Origin of the sequence: Salinisphaera shabanensis E1L3A (assembly GCF_000215955.2) — a bacterium.
Taxonomy (GTDB): Bacteria; Pseudomonadota; Gammaproteobacteria; order Nevskiales; family Salinisphaeraceae; genus Salinisphaera; species Salinisphaera shabanensis.
This window is the reverse complement of sequence record NZ_AFNV02000004.1, coordinates 20,102-35,068: the sequence shown is the minus strand read 5'-3', so window position 1 is coordinate 35,068 and position 14,967 is coordinate 20,102. Positions and strand designations below refer to the sequence as shown.

Sequence of the window (14,967 nt, the reverse complement as noted above, 5' to 3'; positions counted from 1 at the left end):
ACATACGCCATTCGGTATGCGTGTGTCAGACCTTCGTCTTATTCCGGATGCCTTGATTCAGCCGCTGGCGCGTCGACCGCCGCCCGGGCCCGGCGTTGTCGGCGGCGACCACACGTTGCGTATCGCCTGACGTCCCGTTTTGGGGAAACTGTCGGAAAAGCGCAGTCGCGCTTTGCGGCCTTTGCCCTTGCATTCGATTTCGCCCTGATCGATGCCGTGCAAGCGCGCGACATCACGCACCGCGGCCAAAAAACGTGGTGGCACGCGGCCGGCGACAACCTCGATGCCCTCGGGGGTAGCACGTAGTCGGTAGATCAAGCGGAAACGATCGAACACGCGATGGTTTGCGGGCGTTGAATTTGATGTCACAGTCTGCGTATGACGCAGCCTGCGCACAACAACGCCGTACGGGTCGATAAATGGCTCTGGGCGGCTCGCTTCTTCAAGACCCGTTCGATGGCGGCCAAGGCAGTCAAAGGCGGCAAGGTGCACGTCAACGGCCACCGGGCCAAGGCGAGCACCGGCGTGAAAGTTGACGACCGGCTCGAAGTCACCAAGGGTGAAACGGCATTCGAGATCGACGTGCGCGGACTCTCGGAACAACGCGGCCCGGCCGCGCGGGCGGTGGAACTCTATGCCGAGACGCAGGCCAGCCGTGAGCGCCGCGAAGCCCAGGCTACCGAACGACGGGCCGCGCGCATGTCCATGCCACGACCGTCGTTACGGCCGGACAAGAAACAGCGGCGTGAACTCAGGCGTTTCAAACAGGGTGAATGAGAAACGGATTCGATTAGCGGCAGCTCGCTGGCAAATAACGCTCGGCGACGCCACCGCTACTGGGTGCCGTACAGTTCCAGGTGATCGAACCGCCTTCGAAATCCGCCTCTAGATAAAGTAGATCGTCGTCGATCGGTAGGCCGCTATAGCGGATTTTGATCGCAGATAACTGTTCGTTGTTGAGCCACCAGATACGTTTGACGTTATTCCCCGACGCTGCGCCCGACTCAAAGCTGTTGGGCAAATTGAGCGCTTCGAGAACCTCGGTCCATTTGCTGCCCTCGGGCAGTTTGCCATGCATGCTGTAATACTCGGTCACCGCCGTTTTTACTGGCCCGGCCAACGCCAGACCTTCACTGACCTTGGCCCGCGCGATGTAGTTGATATAAACCGGCACCGCGATCGCGGCCAGAATGCCGATGATCGCCACCACAATCATCAGTTCAATGAGCGTGAAGCCGGGGGTGGATCGCCACGGTTGATGGCCGTTTGCTGGAGATTGGGTTCGGTTCATAGCCGCCCCGTATTGTTGTGACATGATTCCTGGATCGGCAGCCGATGGCCTATTTTTACTTGATCGGCCGCAGACGTGAATCCTGAGTAGGCGCTACAATTATTTAGTCGGTAGAACCGCCTGGAAGGGCCATGGCCGGAAAATTCGACAGTCAATTCATCTAAGGGGAATCATATGACCGATCGACTCAGAGGCGCGCGCCGCGCCGGTATCGTGGCAGCCATGGCAGGAACGCTGATCGGCACCACCGCCTGCGGCGTGATCCTGTATCCCGAACGCAAGGGCCAGGTCGACGGCCGTATCGATCCGGCAGTGGCCGTACTTGATGCCGTGGGGCTGTTGTTCTTCATCGTGCCGGGCGTGATTGCCTTTGCGGTGGATTTCGGGACCGGTGCCATCTATCTGCCGGGCAGTGCGAACAACACCACGCTCGACCTTAACGAAGCCGAACTGGTCAAGCTCAAGAAAGGCGAGCTGGACGCAGCAACCATCGAGCGCATGATCGAAGAGAAAACCGGCGAAAAAGTCTCGCTGGCCGATCCGGCACTGCGTACCCGTACCCCGGACAGCCAGGCCTGGCTGCCGTTGGACGCGGTGCTCAACGATACGCAGTTCGCAGCGCTCACCGGCGTGCGTCAGCAGGCCGCGCGCTAGCTCTGCAGCTTGTCGTCCGTGCCCGGCGTCGTTGCGTTTAAAAACCGATGTCGGGCGCGGTAGCATGTGGGTACGTTCCATTATCGAGTAACGCACTCCATGTCCGAACATATCGAATACAAACGGCCCGACGGCGGTAGCGCCAGCGGCTTCTATGCTGAACCGGCCAACGCGAATGCGCCCGGCATTGTCGTTATCCAGGAATGGTGGGGGCTCAACGATCAGATCAAGCGGGTCGGCCAGCAGTGGACCGATGCCGGTTACCGTGTACTGGTGCCTGACCTCTATCACGGCGACAAGGCGCTCGATGAAAAAGAAGCCGAGCACAAGATGAACGAGCTCGACTTCGGTGATGCGGCCACCCAGGACATCCGCGGCGCGCTGCAGTATCTCAAGGCCGATAGCGACAAGGTCGGCGTGATTGGCTTCTGTATGGGGGGTGTACTCGCCGTGCTTTCGGCCATGCATAACGACGAAACCGATGCGGCGGTGTCCTGGTACGGCATCCCGCCGGATGAAGCCGGTGATCCGAGCTCGATCACCATCCCGCTGCAGTGTCATTTTGCCGAGCAGGACACTTTCTTTCCGATCGATCAGGCCGACGCGTTCGAAGACAAGCTCAAGGCCGCGAATGTGCCTTATGAAGCCTATCGCTACGATGCACCGCATGCCTTCGGCAACGAAGACTGGGACTACTACGACCCGCAGGCCAGCAAGGCAGCCTGGGAACGCAGCATGTCCTTCTTTGAAAAACACCTGAAAGGGTAAATCGGTACACCAGGGTGGCGAGAAGGCGGCCTGCGGGGCCGCCTTTTTTATGGGCGACTACAGTGTTCTCGACCAGCGGCCACGCAGCGCGGGCGTGTCGGGCAACCGAATGCGAGTGCGAGCCCGCATGGCCAACGGTATAGGAAGTGGATCGGCCGGCGCCGCGCCGGCGTGCTCTAGGCGATCGAACAAAAAGCCGGCAAAGTGGCGCTTTTTGCGCCGGAGAAAGCGTATGAGCGAATCGGATCAAACCGTCGTCGTCGAGCACGAGAGCCATCTGGCACGGGTGTGCCTGAATCGCCCGCGCAAGCACAACGGCATGAATCTGGCGATGCTGGATGCGGTCAACGACACTGCGAGCACGCTGGCCAAGGATCGTGATCTGCGCGCCATCGTCATTCAGGGTAACGGGCCGTCGTTCTGTGCCGGACTCGATTTCGCGTCCGTCATGAAATCGCCGCTCGCTGCGGCGCCGGCGATGGCGCAATTGCTGCTGCCTTATGCCAATCGTTTTCAGCGCTGGAGTCTGGCCTGGCGCGATATCGGTGTACCGGTGGTGGCTGCCATTCACGGCAACTGTTTCGGCGCCGGGATACAGCTGGCGCTGGGTGCGGATGTACGGGTGGCATCGCCCGACGCGAAGTTCTCCGTGATGGAAGCCAAATGGGGGCTGGTGCCGGATATGGGCGGCGTGGCCCTGTTGCGCGAGCTGGTACGTATCGATGTGGCCAAGCAACTGGTCATGAGCGCCAAGATCATCAGCGCCCACGAAGCGCACGAGTTGGGTCTGGTCACTCATCTCGACGACAACCCCGCCCAGGCGGCCCGCGATATCGCACTCGAAATGAGCGCCTATTCGCCGGATGCCGTGGCGGCTGGCAAGTTCCTGCTGCAGGAATCCTGGGATGCCAGCGAGTCGTCGGCCACGGCCGCCGAGCGGCGTTGGCAGCGACGTCTGATCGGACGTGCGAATCAGCGCATCAGCGTCGCGCGCAACGGCAAGCAAAGCGACAAACCCTTCAAGCGGCGCAGCGTTTCCAAATGAGCTGGATATCGGGGCTGGGTCTTGAGGCCAGCCTGGGCTTTTTTGCACTGATCGCGGTGATCATCGCCGTGGTTGGCACGCGGCTGACGCATATCGCCGACGATCTGGCCGACCGCACTGGCCTGGGCGAGGCGATCGCCGGCGCGGTCTTGCTGGGCGCGGCGACGTCGTTGTCTGGCATCGTGGTATCGGTCACGGCCGCACTCAAAGGCGAGCCGGAACTGGCGATGAGCAATGCGCTCGGCGGCATCGCAGTGCAGACCGTTTTTCTCGCGATTGCGGACGGCGTCTATCAGCGCGCCAACCTCGAACATGCGGCCGCATCGACAGCGAATCTGGCTCAGAGCGCGTTGCTGATCTGTCTGTTGTCGTTGTTGCTGCTCGCGCCTTATACGCCGGCCTACACGCTGCTGGGCATCCATCCGGCAACGCTTGTTCTGTTCGTCGGCTATGGTTTTGGCTTGCGTGTGGTCAACGATGCCGAGCAACTGCGCATGTGGGCGCCGCGCGAAACCGGCGAAACCCGGGAAGACAGACCCGACGATAGCGCCTTGTCGCGCTCGCTGATTTCGCTTTGGCTCGGGTTTCTGGCACTGGCCGCACTGCTTGGTTTGAGTGGCTTCGTGCTCGAGATCGTGGCGAGCCGTATCGGCGAACAGACCGGGCTGGGTGCGACCGCGGTTGGTGTCATCCTCACGGCTATCTGTACGTCATTGCCGGAACTGGTGACCTCGATTGCTGCGGTACGGCGTGGCGCGCTGCAATTGGCGGTCGGCGGCATCATCGGCGGCAATGCTTTCGATTGCCTGTTTGCTGGCGCGGCCGATCTTGCCTATCGCGATGGCTCGATTTACCACGCCGTCCCCGAGCAGACTCTGCTCTGGATGGCGCTCTCGATACTGATGACGGGCGTACTGCTGCTGGGCCTGATTCGTCGTGAGAAAAACGGCGTGGGCAATATCGGTTTCGAAAGCGCGACGATGGTGGTGCTTTATGGCTTCGGCATCGCAACGGCCGTGCTGGCGGCTTGAGCCGCCGGAACGAGCCTAGCTGGCGTCGTCCGTGAATACCGGCAAATGGCCCAGCGAGATGATGTCGTGCCAGTTTTCGCGTTCGCCTTCGGTCAGGATGGCCGCTTCAGCGGCCACGGTGGCGCCCGCGCGGTCCATGATCGCGCGCATTGCCTGGAGCGTTGACCCGGAGCTGATCACATCGTCGAGCAGCACGATCTTTGCGTTCTGTACGAGCGCGCGATCCTTGGCATCGAGGAACAACGTCTGCGGCTCGCCCGTGGTGATCGACAAGGTTTCGGCCTTGAGCGCGTCGCCCATATACGGTTTGTAGTTCTTGCGTAGCACGATATAGGGCTTGCCGGTCGCGACCGACAGCGCATGCACCAACGGAATCGATTTCGCCTCGGCCGTCACGAGAACGCTGTAGTCCACCGGTTCGAGTTTTTGCGCAAGCGCGCGGCTCGCGGTTTCGACCAGTTCGGTATCGCCGAGTACGTTGAGTACTGCGATCCGTGTGCCCGCAGAAACTTCGAACAAGGGCAGTTCACGGTGCAGGCCGGCGATATCGATCGGGTAGGTCTCGGTACTCGGGGTCATGGCAAAGCCTTTGCGGGCAACCCGCACGCGCAGCGCGTCGCCCGTCGAATAAACGATGTGATACGCATAGTTTTGCACGACTTGGGCGCAGCCTCGACACCCCGGCGTAAAATTCATACCCCCGACACGTCATTTCAAATGATAGATTCGGGCGCAGGCTGCCCTTGGCGCCGTCTTATTTTCAGGATCAGGAGTTCTTATGCAGACCCGAGCTGCCGTATTGCGCGAAATGTCGGCGCAGCGTCCCTACAGTGATTCCCAGCCGCTCAAGATCGAGACGTTCGAGCTCGACGCACCGCAAGCCGGCGAAGTGCTCATCAAGATACATGCAGCCGGTCTGTGTCATTCCGATCTATCCACCATCGACGGCAACCGTCCGCGGCCCACGCCGATGGTGCTCGGCCATGAAGCCGCCGGCGAGATCATCGAGGTCGGGCCGAACGTCAAGGATTTCGAAGTTGGCGATCATATCGTGTGCTCGTTCGTGCCCAGCTGCGGCCACTGTGAATATTGCGCCGATGGCCGTGCCGCGCTGTGCACGCCCGGCGCACAGGCCAACAATGCCGGCACGTTGCTCGATGACGGCATTCGTTTGAAAGAGCAGGGCAACGATGTCTATCACCATCTGGGCGTGTCCGGCTTTGCCGAGCATGCCGTGGTGCGCACCGAATCCCTGGTGAAGATCGACAAGAATCTCGATTTCGAGATTGCCGCGATCTTTGGCTGTGCCGTGCTCACCGGCGTGGGCGCGATGATTCATACCGCCAAGCTGCGTTTGGGGCAGACCGTCCTGGTCGTCGGACTTGGCGGCGTCGGTCTGTCGGCGGTTCTGGGTGCGATCGCCGGTGGGGCCGCGCAAGTGATCGCGGCCGATATCGACGACGACAAGCTCGAACGTGCGCGCGAACTGGGTGCCACGGCGACGGTCAACACCAAGGACGACGACGCGCTCGACAAGATCAAGGAATGGACAGGCGGCGGCGTGGATGTCGCGGCGGAATTCGCGGGCGTACAGCCGGCGTTGGAGTTCGCGTTTGCGGCGACCGGCAAGGGCGGCAAGACGGTCACCGCCGGGCTGCCACATCCGGACGTGCGCCTGCCCGTATCCCCGACCCAGCTCGTGGCCCAGGAACGTACCCTCATGGGGTCGTATCTCGGCGGGCATGTGCCGAAGCTCGATATTCCCGAGTACATCGCGCTCTATCAGGCGGGCCGGTTGCCGGTAGATCGGCTGCTCACGCATCGCCTGTCGCTGGACGAAATCAACACCGGTTTCGAACGCCTCGCGGCCGGTCAGGCCATCCGCCAGGTAATCGTCTTTTAGGCAGGCGCCGCGTGACGCCGTCAGCAAACGTTAAGCCTTGTCGACTAGACTCTCGAATGATGTAGTCGGCGAGACGCTTGCAATGTGGCGAAGGCGCGCAAGGCCTTGTCACAGCTTGCGTATCGCGCGAATTCGTTGCATTGTGCACGTACAAATCCGATGGAGATAAAACGATATGTTGAAGAAAACAATCCTGTTCGCGCTGTTTGCCGCGCTGTCCACGCTGGCAGTTGCCGCTCAGGCCAAGACGGTCGAGATCGAAGGCACCAACAGCCTTCGGTTCAGCCAGGAATCGATTACGGTCAAGCCGGGTGAAGAGGTCACGATCAAGCTCGTGAACAACAGCAAACTGCCTGCCTCGGCAATGGCGCATAACTGGCTTCTGCTCAAGTCCGATGCCGATGCCGGCAAGGTCGATGAAGCTGCGATGGGCGCCAAGGCCAACGACTACGTGCCGGAAGACATGAGCGATCAGATCATCGCCCATACCGGCCTCGTCGGCGGCGGCGAATCCGATACGGTGACTTTCACCGCGCCGGAAGAGCCGGGTGACTACACCTATATCTGCACCTTCCCGGGCCATTTCCAGGCTGGTATGAAGGGCACGCTGACGGTCAAGGCCGAATAAGCGCAAGGCTCTTTCCGAGTCCAGCCCTGTCGCTCTGCGGCAGGGCTTTTTTTGCCCACGACGCACAAAAGCGTTGTGCACGATCGACTTGATTTGATCGTCGTGGCCACCAACTCCTTGTACATCACACAATCTTTCGACCTAGGGAACACAATGGCCGTCGACAAACTTCTCTCGCCTATCAATTTCGGTGCCGTGCAACTGCCCAATCGCGTACTTATGGCGCCGCTTACCCGCGCGCGCTGTCGCGATCAGGTGCCGGGCGAAATGCAGCGCACTTATTACTCGCAGCGTGCGGGCGCCGGCATGATTATCTCCGAGGCCACCAATATCTCGGAATCCGCCCGCGGCTATGTCTTCACGCCGAGCATCTTCACCGACGAACAGGAAGCCGGCTGGAAAGGCGTTGTCGACGCCGTGCATGAAGCCGGCGGGCGTATGTGCCTGCAGCTGTGGCATGTCGGCCGTGTGGGCCATGAGATGGTGCATCCGGACGGCCGCAAGCCGGTCGCCCCGAGCGCCATCCGCGGCGAAGGCGCAAAATCCTATGTCCAGTTCGAGGACGGCAGCGAAGGCCTGCAGGATTCCTCCACGCCGCGCGCGCTCGAAACCAAGGAAATTCCCGAGGTCGTCGACGAATATCGCCAGGCCGCCATCCGCGCCAAGCGGGCCGGTTTCGATATGGTCGAAGTCCATGCCGCCAATGCCTATCTGCTGCAACAGTTCATGGCCACGGGCTCGAATAAGCGTACCGACGCCTACGGCGGCTCCATCGAGAACCGGGCGCGCCTGCCGCTGGAAGTCGTCGATGCGGTGGTCGAAGTCATGGGCGCCGATCGCGTGGGCATTCGGATGTCGCCCTTCATCGAACTCTTCGGCCTGACCGATGATGAACCCAAGGCGATGGCGTTCTATATGGCCGAACAGCTCAACAAGCGCGGCCTGGCCTATCTGCATATCAACGAGCCCGACTGGGCCGGCGGCGATATCAAGCTCACCGACGAATTCCGCCAGTCCATGCGCGAACGCTTCGCCGACGGCGCGTTGATCTTCTGCGGCCACTACACGGCAGAAGGCACCGAAGCACTCATCGAGAAGGGCCTCGGCGACGGCGCTGCCTTCGGCCGTCCCTATATCGCCAACCCGGACCTGGTGGAGCGTTTCCGCGTCGGCGCCGAGCTCAACAAGCCGGACGAAGCCACGTACTACGGCGGCGACGAAAAAGGCTATACCGATTATCCGTTTCTGAGTGAACAGAACTGATTGGTTAACTGACGTTCCGACGTTAAAAAGCCGGCCGATCACGTGATCGGCCGGCTTTTTTTATGCGTGTCGTGAGTGCATTTGCAGAACACGCGATGTTGTCGAAGCGTAGCAGTAGTAGGAACAGCGACAGGCCGGTTTGGCAGCAGAATTCAATGCTGAATTCGGCGCGCTAGTGGACCTGCGTGCCGGGGAGACATTTCAATACTGGGCATTACCGGTCGAAGCTGACGTGTTTGTAAAAGATGGCGTAGTCGGACAGGCCTTCTCAACAAAACTATAGAACGCAATAAAGCGCGATCGGTATAACCGCCAGGGCGATCACGTGCCCGACCGCTACGATCGCGGCCACCTGTTGTGGGGCAATCTCGAACTGTTCGGCGAGCATGTAGTTGAGTACCGCCGGCGGTAGGGCGCCAAACACGATCAGCAGAGCGGCCAGCGGTGGCTCGGGTTGCGTGATCAATACCCAGGGCACGGCCACGATCAGGCCGGTGAGCGGGCATAGCAGCCCGCCCCAGAAGCCCGCAGCCCATTGGCCGGGCGCGCCGTCCGCCAGGCGTACGCCCAGCGCAACGAGCATGAGCGGAATGGATATTTCGCCGAGCATGCGAATACCCGGTTCGATCATCGCTGGCGCGTGCCAGTCCATAATCATGGCGAGTACACCGGCGAAGGTGGCAATCAGCATGGGGTTGGTGACCAGGCGCTTGATATGAATCGAATCGCCCAGCAGCCACAGGCCGAGAGTGAATTGCAGCAGGTTTTCGGTGACCAATAGCACGACGGCCAGCGGCAGGGCATCGTCGCCGAAGGCGAGGATAGCCAGCGGCAAACCCAGGTTGCCGCAGTTGTTGAACATCGCTGGGCCGATATAGATCGCCGGGTCGCGTTTCGTGAATCGCACCCAGACCCAGGCAAGCAGGCCCGAGCCGAGCACGATGACCGTGGCGCCGATGGCGGCCATCAAGAAATCCTCGCCGCCCTGCGAGCGTTCGGTGAGCGCATGAAAAATCAGCGCGGGTGTGAAGAGGCTGATATTGAGCCGGTTCGCATCGCGCAGATCGGTCGGGCGCCGGCGGCCATAGGCGTAGGCCAGGGCGATGATGCCGAACACCGGCACCGTGATCTCGAGAATACGAATCAGCACAGCGGCTCCCGTGGGGCGAGTGCGAACGCTCGGCCCAGTCACAAAGCGCGCTATTCTAGCTGTATTGCGCAAGGATCGTGGGCAGGCGGTGTGGCGCGATGCGTATACTCGCTACGGTTTTTCAAAGATGGGAGCAGGCCATGTTCATCGCCATGAACCGTTTCAAGATCAAACCTGGCTGTGAGGAGGAGTTTCTCGCGATCTGGCGTGAACGCGACAGTCATCTACAGGATGTGCCCGGCTTCAAACAGTTCAATATGTTGCAGGGCGCGACCAACGACGAACACACGTTGTTCGCGTCGCACTCGGAGTGGGAATCGCGTGAGGCATTCGAAGCCTGGACCCGGAGTGAATCTTTTCGTAAAGCCCATGCGAACGCCGGTGCGCGCCGTGATATTTATCTCGGCCCGCCCCAGTTCGAGGGTTTCGACGTCAAGATCTAGTAACGGATAGCGCGTCGATGACACGTTTATCGGCCCACCAGCGCGGCGTGCTTCGCGGCATGGCGGCAGGTGCCATCGTGGCTGTTGCCGTGGTGTGGGGCGGTGCGTTCGTCGAGGTGTTCGGTCCGTTCGACGATACGCCGGCCACGCGTTTGTCGATTGCCAGTGGTGCGGCTGTACTGCCCGCGCTGTGCCTGATGATCGCTCTCGGGCGTATCGCCAAGCATCGCTTCTTTCATGCGGCGGATATCGACGGCGCCGGGCTCACCCAGGGCGCGCCGCGTGTACAGTTGTTACGTGCGCTGGCGCAGAACACCCACGAACAGGCGCTGCTCGCCGTGCTGGCCTATGTTGCCTGGGCCGTACTCATGCCTATCGGCACGCTCTCGGTCGTCGGCCTCGCGGCGATCGTATTCGTGCTGGGTCGTATTTTGTTTTTTATTGGCTACGCACGCGGTGCACCGGCCCGCTCGCTAGGTTTTACCGCCTGTTTTTATCCGACGGCGCTGATGCTGCTGACAGTCGCAGCGGTGGTGGGTTCGCGCCTGCCGTTCGGCTAAGCGGTAGCGCTTTCGAGCGCGTTAACGCCCCGTGGACGGCTCGGGTGGTGGCCCGCCTGGTCGCCGGCGCAAGAAACGGGCAAAGCGCGGCAACCCGGTCGCGGTTTCGCCGTTGTAGCGGTAGGTGATCCAGCTGCCAAGGGGCGGTGGGTCGGCGCGTTCGGCGTCGGTGAAGCCGCTGCCGATGGCGAATTCGCGACCATCCGGCGTGCGCACGTCGAGCGAGCCCATCAAGCCTTCGAGTCGGCCCTGGCCGGGATTGATGCCGATCACACGAGCTTCGGCGTCTTCATAGGGCTTGAGTTTGAGCACGTCGTCGCTGCGTCCGGCGCGATAGGGCGCATCGCCGCGATGCAGAATCAAACCTTCGCCGCCGCGGGCGAGTACACGTGCCAGCGCCGTATCGAGCGCCTCGGGGTCGTCGACCTTGAACTGGCGTATTGCGACGACCCAGGGCTGATCGATCGCGGCTACGGTTTTGCGAATCGCGGGCACGCGCGCGTCGAATTCGCCGCCATGTTCCGGCAAGTCGAACACGCGGTAGCTGATCTGGCGCCACTGCCGATCGCTGGCGTCGTGCGTGCGAACGATGCCCGAGACGCGTGCGAATTCGCCGTAGTCGATCCATAGCTCCCCGTCCATGGGCGTGTCCGGCCAGCCGGCGGTGAACCAGGCCGGCGGATCGATCGGTGTGCCGCCGCGCGTGATGAGCGCCTCGCCGGTCCAGTAGCCGCGTACGCCGTCGAACTTCTCGCTTACCCAATAGTCGGCGAGATCGCTTTGGCCGTCATAACGCTCGGCCAGCGTGACCTGCGGCGCCGGGGCGGCCCGGACCGCCCAATTCAAAACAAAGAACAGGACGATCGCGGCCACAATAGCCAGCAATCGGGTGATTGGATGTGTCTTCTCCTTGCGGCGCATCACTGCGTTCCCTCGATCGGCCCGGCGCGGCTTGATCTCCCTGCATCTGTGTATCCGACGCTAGCGCAGATGGCCGGCCTATGCATCCGGGCCTTACACTGAAGTCGCCATTCCTGCTTGCTCTGCCATGCCGCGTACGATTCGAAGCCACGGGCGCTATCGCTATAGCGCCATCGTCGATCGCCCCGATTTCGACTGGCCGCAGGGGCGACGGCTGGCCGTCTATATCGGGCTGAACCTCGAACACTTCGATTTCGGCGAGGGCCACGGCTCGGCACTGGCCGCCGGCCGGCGCGAACCGGATGTGCTCAACTATGCCTGGCGCGACTATGGCAACCGCGTGGGCGCCTGGCGCATGCTGGATCTGTTCGAGTCGCTGGAATTGCCGGTGGGGTTGATCGTCAACAGCACGATCGCCGACTACTGCCCGGAACTGGTCGCTGCCTATCAAGAACGCCTGGATACCGAGCTGATCGCCCACGGGCGTACCAACAGCGAATCCCAGAACGCGTTCGACGAGCCGGGCGAGGTCGCGCTCATCGCCGAATCACGCGATCGACTTTCGGAAGCGTTCGGTGAAACACCGAACGGCTGGCTGGGCCCGTCGATCGCACAGAACGAAACCACGCCGGATCTGCTGGCCGAAGCCGGCTTTGGCTATCACCTCGACTGGTGTCACGACGATCAGCCCACCTGGATGGCCACCCGCGACGGCGGGCGCATTCTGTCGGTGCCGTATCCGCAGGAGATCAACGATATCCCGTCGATCGCGGCTCACCATATCGACTACCGCGAGTTCGCGGCCCGCATCGTCGATCAGTTCGATGAAATGTACGAACAGTCGCGCGACCAGCCGCTGGTCATGGGCATTGCGCTGCACCCGTATATCGTCGGCCAGCCGTTTCGGCTGCGGGCGCTACGCCGGGCGCTGTCTCATGTCGCCGCGCCGCGCGACGATGTCTGGCTGACCACGCCGGGCGCGATCGCGCGTCATTTCATGTCGCTAGCGCCGGTTTAATCCGCGGGCTGTATGCAGGTCAGAATGCCGCGCAGCTGCGAACTGTCGACGAGTTCGTCGGCCGGGTTCACCACGATCTGAGAGCGGGCAATCACATAGGCCTTACCGGTAATCGTGTTTTCGACCACGTCGTAGCCGCCGGCCTGGGCCACCCGCGTGAACGTGCCCAAGAAGCTGGAGCCGCGTAGCGAAACGGTTTCCAGCGTATCGCCGGGCTGCATACGGCCTTCGTGATGCATGAGCGCCATGCGCGCCGAGGTACCGGTGCCGGTCGTGCTGCGACAGATCACGCCGGGGTGTACATAGGTGGCCGAGCGCGAGCGGTAGTGGCCCCCGGCGATCTGTTCGACATCGCCCATGAAATGCAGAAACGGCAGCGGCCCCACGTCGCCGAGTTCGTAGTGGGAAAAGCCGCGTTCTGTAAGGATCGCTTCTACAATCGCCTGGGCACAATGGGCCAGACGCGACTCTTCGTCGCGCGTTAGTGAAAAGCCCAGTTCGGCTGCATGCACCAGCGCATAGAAACCGCCGCTATAGGCAATGCTGTAGGTCACATCGCCAATCAGCGGCACATGAATGGTCGCCCGGTGAGTATCGATATAGCTGGGCAGGCCTTCGCAGGTGATGGCTTCCACCACGCCGTTTTCCACGCGTGCGTCGATGGCCACCCGGCCCGCGGGCGATTCCAGCACGAACTGCTGCTGGCCTTCGCGCTTGGGGATCATGTTGTTTTCGAGCAGGGCGGTGGCCGTACAGATCGTGTTCGAGCCGGAATAGATGGGGTAACCCATGACTTCCATGATGATGTAGCCCGCCATGGCTTCCGGGTTGGCAGGCGGCACGATCAGATCGACCGACATCTCGGGGATGCCGTAGGGCTCTTCGAGCAACACGGTGCGCAGACCATCTGCATGGTCGCGCAGATATTCCATCTGCTGGCGCACGGTGGCGCCGGGCAGCTTGGCGATACCGCCCACCACGATACGGCTGACATCGCCGCCGGCATGGGTGTCGATGATCTGAAACGTCAGTTCTGCGCTCATGCAGCGTTCTCTTTCAAAAATGGGGCCAACAGGCGTCTACGCAGCATCGCTTACTCGGTCAGCGCGTAGGGCTCGCCGTGCTCGGCCCACTGGCTATCGGGCACGATGACGATCTTGCCCAGATAGTTGCTCGAGCGATCCACGAAATAGCGCTCGGCTTTGTGCAGTTCGGAGAGTTTGAACGCCGCATGCAGCACCGGCTGCAGCTCGCCGCCGCGTATCCAGCGCATGAGCTGTTCGGCCTCGTCACGGGTGCCGTGAGAGACGCCGAAAATCTGTACCTGGTAGAGATAGATCCGGGTCCAGAGCACTTCGCTGACATTGCCGCCGCTGGCCCCGGCGATACTGAGCCGTGGATAGGTCGTACGCCGGGTCATATCGAAGATCATCGTATCGATGAAGCGATGGGTCATCTCGCCGCCCACCAGATCCATGACCGCATCGATCGGCTCGCCGTCCGTCGCTTGGCGGACCGTATCGGTGAAGTCGTCCATATCGGCGCGATCGAACACCGCTTCGGCGCCAAGTGCGCGCAGCGCGTCGGCCTTGTCCGGCGTGCTCAGCGCATAGGGAATAGCGCCCATCACGCGACACAGCTGAATAAGCGCAGTGCCCACGCCACCACTGGCGCCCGTGACGAGCACACGCTCACCTGCCGCGACGTTGGCCGCGGTCAGCATGTGATACCCGGTCTGATACGAACACATCCCCAGGCTGGCGAGTTCCGCGTCGCTGAGGTTGTTATCGATGGTATGGAACTGATCGGCTGGCACGGCCACATATTCGGCATAGCCGCCATCGGCGCCGTGGCCGTAGTAGTCGGGGGTGAGATTGATATCGCGCCGCGGCCCACCGCGCATTTCGGCATAGATATTGAAATCGAGCAGGCCGCGATCGGCAATGCGCGATGCATCCACGCCGTCGCCCACGGCGGCCACGCGACCGACGATATCGGCGCCTTGAATACGCGGAAAGGTCAGCGTGGGCGTGCCGCCGATCGCGAAAGAGGTGACATCGTCTGCTTCACGTGTCGGGTAAAGCCCTTCGCGGGCCTTGCGGTCGGTATTGTTCTTGGCCGTGGCCGTCACCCGTACCACCACTTCGCCCGGGCCCGGCACCGGTGTTTTGACGTCCTCGTGATAAACGAGCTTGTCAACGCCGCCATGGCCGGTCAGCAGCATGGCGTGCATGGTGTCGGGCAGTGTTTGTGCAGTCATTGCCGAAGTCTTGGGTCGGTGTATTCGATTAA

18 protein-coding genes are annotated in these 14,967 nt (G+C 61.7%); 11 read left to right on the top strand and 7 right to left on the bottom strand.

The window, feature by feature from the left end:
- Positions 1-57: 57 nt before the first annotated feature.
- Positions 58-336, bottom strand: coding sequence for a DUF3634 family protein (locus SSPSH_RS18930; RefSeq protein ID WP_006912239.1), 279 nt, complete (start codon positions 334-336; stop codon positions 58-60).
- A 42-nt stretch (positions 337-378) separates the two neighbouring features.
- Between SSPSH_RS18930 and SSPSH_RS03450 the strand changes: the two genes are divergently transcribed.
- Positions 379-777, top strand: coding sequence for an RNA-binding S4 domain-containing protein (locus SSPSH_RS03450; protein ID WP_006912238.1), 399 nt, complete (start codon positions 379-381; stop codon positions 775-777).
- A 13-nt stretch (positions 778-790) separates the two neighbouring features.
- Here SSPSH_RS03450 and SSPSH_RS19645 read toward each other — a convergent pair whose 3' ends face one another.
- On the bottom strand, positions 791-1,216 hold the full coding sequence (locus SSPSH_RS19645) for a pilin (RefSeq protein WP_006912237.1): 426 nt from the start codon (positions 1,214-1,216) through the stop codon (positions 791-793).
- A gap of 249 nt (positions 1,217-1,465) precedes the next feature.
- Between SSPSH_RS19645 and SSPSH_RS03440 the strand changes: the two genes are divergently transcribed.
- The 4 genes from SSPSH_RS03440 (at position 1,466) to SSPSH_RS03425 (ending at position 4,789) form a co-directional block, all read left to right on the top strand.
- On the top strand, positions 1,466-1,945 hold the full coding sequence (locus tag SSPSH_RS03440; RefSeq protein ID WP_006912236.1) for a hypothetical protein: 480 nt from the start codon (positions 1,466-1,468) through the stop codon (positions 1,943-1,945).
- Positions 1,946-2,044: 99 nt separating this feature from the next.
- Complete coding sequence (locus tag SSPSH_RS03435; protein ID WP_006912235.1) at positions 2,045-2,713, top strand: dienelactone hydrolase family protein; 669 nt, start codon at positions 2,045-2,047, stop codon at positions 2,711-2,713.
- 232 nt (positions 2,714-2,945) lie between these two features.
- Positions 2,946-3,758, top strand: a complete 813-nt coding sequence (locus SSPSH_RS03430) for a crotonase/enoyl-CoA hydratase family protein (protein WP_006912234.1) — start codon at positions 2,946-2,948, stop codon at positions 3,756-3,758.
- Positions 3,755-4,789 carry a sodium:calcium antiporter gene (locus tag SSPSH_RS03425; RefSeq protein ID WP_006912233.1) on the top strand — a complete coding sequence of 345 codons (1,035 nt, stop codon included), beginning with the start codon at positions 3,755-3,757 and terminating at the stop codon, positions 4,787-4,789. Before SSPSH_RS03430 ends, SSPSH_RS03425 begins: the two co-directional genes overlap by 4 nt.
- A 15-nt stretch (positions 4,790-4,804) precedes the next feature.
- On the opposite strand, the gene SSPSH_RS03420 is transcribed toward SSPSH_RS03425, so the two are convergent.
- Positions 4,805-5,368 carry a phosphoribosyltransferase family protein gene (locus SSPSH_RS03420; protein WP_040607423.1) on the bottom strand — a complete coding sequence of 188 codons (564 nt, stop codon included), beginning with the start codon at positions 5,366-5,368 and terminating at the stop codon, positions 4,805-4,807.
- A gap of 199 nt (positions 5,369-5,567) precedes the next feature.
- Here SSPSH_RS03420 and SSPSH_RS03415 point away from each other — a divergent pair, with 199 nt between their 5' ends.
- The 3 genes from SSPSH_RS03415 (at position 5,568) to SSPSH_RS03405 (ending at position 8,583) form a co-directional block, all read left to right on the top strand.
- Positions 5,568-6,692, top strand: coding sequence for a zinc-dependent alcohol dehydrogenase family protein (locus tag SSPSH_RS03415; RefSeq protein WP_006912231.1), 1,125 nt, complete (start codon positions 5,568-5,570; stop codon positions 6,690-6,692).
- 175 nt (positions 6,693-6,867) lie between these two features.
- Complete coding sequence (locus SSPSH_RS03410) at positions 6,868-7,320, top strand: plastocyanin/azurin family copper-binding protein (RefSeq protein ID WP_006912230.1); 453 nt, start codon at positions 6,868-6,870, stop codon at positions 7,318-7,320.
- Between the two features lie 153 nt (positions 7,321-7,473).
- Complete coding sequence (locus SSPSH_RS03405; protein WP_006912229.1) at positions 7,474-8,583, top strand: alkene reductase; 1,110 nt, start codon at positions 7,474-7,476, stop codon at positions 8,581-8,583.
- A 277-nt stretch (positions 8,584-8,860) separates the two neighbouring features.
- On the opposite strand, the gene SSPSH_RS03400 is transcribed toward SSPSH_RS03405, so the two are convergent.
- On the bottom strand, positions 8,861-9,733 hold the full coding sequence (locus SSPSH_RS03400; RefSeq protein WP_006912228.1) for an AEC family transporter: 873 nt from the start codon (positions 9,731-9,733) through the stop codon (positions 8,861-8,863).
- Positions 9,734-9,873: 140 nt separating this feature from the next.
- Here SSPSH_RS03400 and hmuQ point away from each other — a divergent pair, with 140 nt between their 5' ends.
- Positions 9,874-10,176, top strand: a complete 303-nt coding sequence (hmuQ, locus tag SSPSH_RS03395) for a heme-degrading protein HmuQ (protein WP_006912227.1) — start codon at positions 9,874-9,876, stop codon at positions 10,174-10,176.
- A gap of 17 nt (positions 10,177-10,193) precedes the next feature.
- Positions 10,194-10,736 carry an MAPEG family protein gene (locus tag SSPSH_RS03390; protein WP_006912226.1) on the top strand — a complete coding sequence of 181 codons (543 nt, stop codon included), beginning with the start codon at positions 10,194-10,196 and terminating at the stop codon, positions 10,734-10,736.
- Positions 10,737-10,757: 21 nt separating this feature from the next.
- Here SSPSH_RS03390 and SSPSH_RS03385 read toward each other — a convergent pair whose 3' ends face one another.
- Complete coding sequence (locus SSPSH_RS03385) at positions 10,758-11,657, bottom strand: DNA ligase (protein WP_006912225.1); 900 nt, start codon at positions 11,655-11,657, stop codon at positions 10,758-10,760.
- Positions 11,658-11,784: 127 nt separating this feature from the next.
- Here SSPSH_RS03385 and SSPSH_RS03380 point away from each other — a divergent pair, with 127 nt between their 5' ends.
- Positions 11,785-12,675, top strand: a complete 891-nt coding sequence (locus tag SSPSH_RS03380; protein WP_006912224.1) for a polysaccharide deacetylase family protein — start codon at positions 11,785-11,787, stop codon at positions 12,673-12,675.
- Here SSPSH_RS03380 and SSPSH_RS03375 read toward each other — a convergent pair.
- Positions 12,672-13,718, bottom strand: coding sequence for a proline racemase family protein (locus SSPSH_RS03375; protein WP_006912223.1), 1,047 nt, complete (start codon positions 13,716-13,718; stop codon positions 12,672-12,674). The two genes, SSPSH_RS03380 and SSPSH_RS03375, sit on opposite strands and share 4 nt — an antisense overlap.
- Before the next feature lie 50 nt (positions 13,719-13,768).
- Positions 13,769-14,935, bottom strand: a complete 1,167-nt coding sequence (locus SSPSH_RS03370) for a zinc-binding dehydrogenase (RefSeq protein ID WP_006912222.1) — start codon at positions 14,933-14,935, stop codon at positions 13,769-13,771.
- Positions 14,936-14,967: the final 32 nt, after the last annotated feature.

Coding starts and splice junctions, on each gene's coding strand:
- SSPSH_RS03450 (WP_006912238.1), top strand. CDS start 379: ATGACGCAGCCTGCGCACAACAACGCCGTACGGGTCGATAAATGGCTC.
- SSPSH_RS19645 (WP_006912237.1), bottom strand. CDS start 1,216: ATGATTGTGGTGGCGATCATCGGCATTCTGGCCGCGATCGCGGTGCCG.
- SSPSH_RS03440 (WP_006912236.1), top strand. CDS start 1,466: ATGACCGATCGACTCAGAGGCGCGCGCCGCGCCGGTATCGTGGCAGCC.
- SSPSH_RS03435 (WP_006912235.1), top strand. CDS start 2,045: ATGTCCGAACATATCGAATACAAACGGCCCGACGGCGGTAGCGCCAGC.
- SSPSH_RS03430 (WP_006912234.1), top strand. CDS start 2,946: ATGAGCGAATCGGATCAAACCGTCGTCGTCGAGCACGAGAGCCATCTG.
- SSPSH_RS03425 (WP_006912233.1), top strand. CDS start 3,755: ATGAGCTGGATATCGGGGCTGGGTCTTGAGGCCAGCCTGGGCTTTTTT.
- SSPSH_RS03420 (WP_040607423.1), bottom strand. CDS start 5,368: ATGACCCCGAGTACCGAGACCTACCCGATCGATATCGCCGGCCTGCAC.
- SSPSH_RS03415 (WP_006912231.1), top strand. CDS start 5,568: ATGCAGACCCGAGCTGCCGTATTGCGCGAAATGTCGGCGCAGCGTCCC.
- SSPSH_RS03410 (WP_006912230.1), top strand. CDS start 6,868: ATGTTGAAGAAAACAATCCTGTTCGCGCTGTTTGCCGCGCTGTCCACG.
- SSPSH_RS03405 (WP_006912229.1), top strand. CDS start 7,474: ATGGCCGTCGACAAACTTCTCTCGCCTATCAATTTCGGTGCCGTGCAA.
- hmuQ (WP_006912227.1), top strand. CDS start 9,874: ATGTTCATCGCCATGAACCGTTTCAAGATCAAACCTGGCTGTGAGGAG.
- SSPSH_RS03390 (WP_006912226.1), top strand. CDS start 10,194: ATGACACGTTTATCGGCCCACCAGCGCGGCGTGCTTCGCGGCATGGCG.
- SSPSH_RS03385 (WP_006912225.1), bottom strand. CDS start 11,657: ATGCGCCGCAAGGAGAAGACACATCCAATCACCCGATTGCTGGCTATT.
- SSPSH_RS03380 (WP_006912224.1), top strand. CDS start 11,785: ATGCCGCGTACGATTCGAAGCCACGGGCGCTATCGCTATAGCGCCATC.
- SSPSH_RS03375 (WP_006912223.1), bottom strand. CDS start 13,718: ATGAGCGCAGAACTGACGTTTCAGATCATCGACACCCATGCCGGCGGC.
- SSPSH_RS03370 (WP_006912222.1), bottom strand. CDS start 14,935: ATGACTGCACAAACACTGCCCGACACCATGCACGCCATGCTGCTGACC.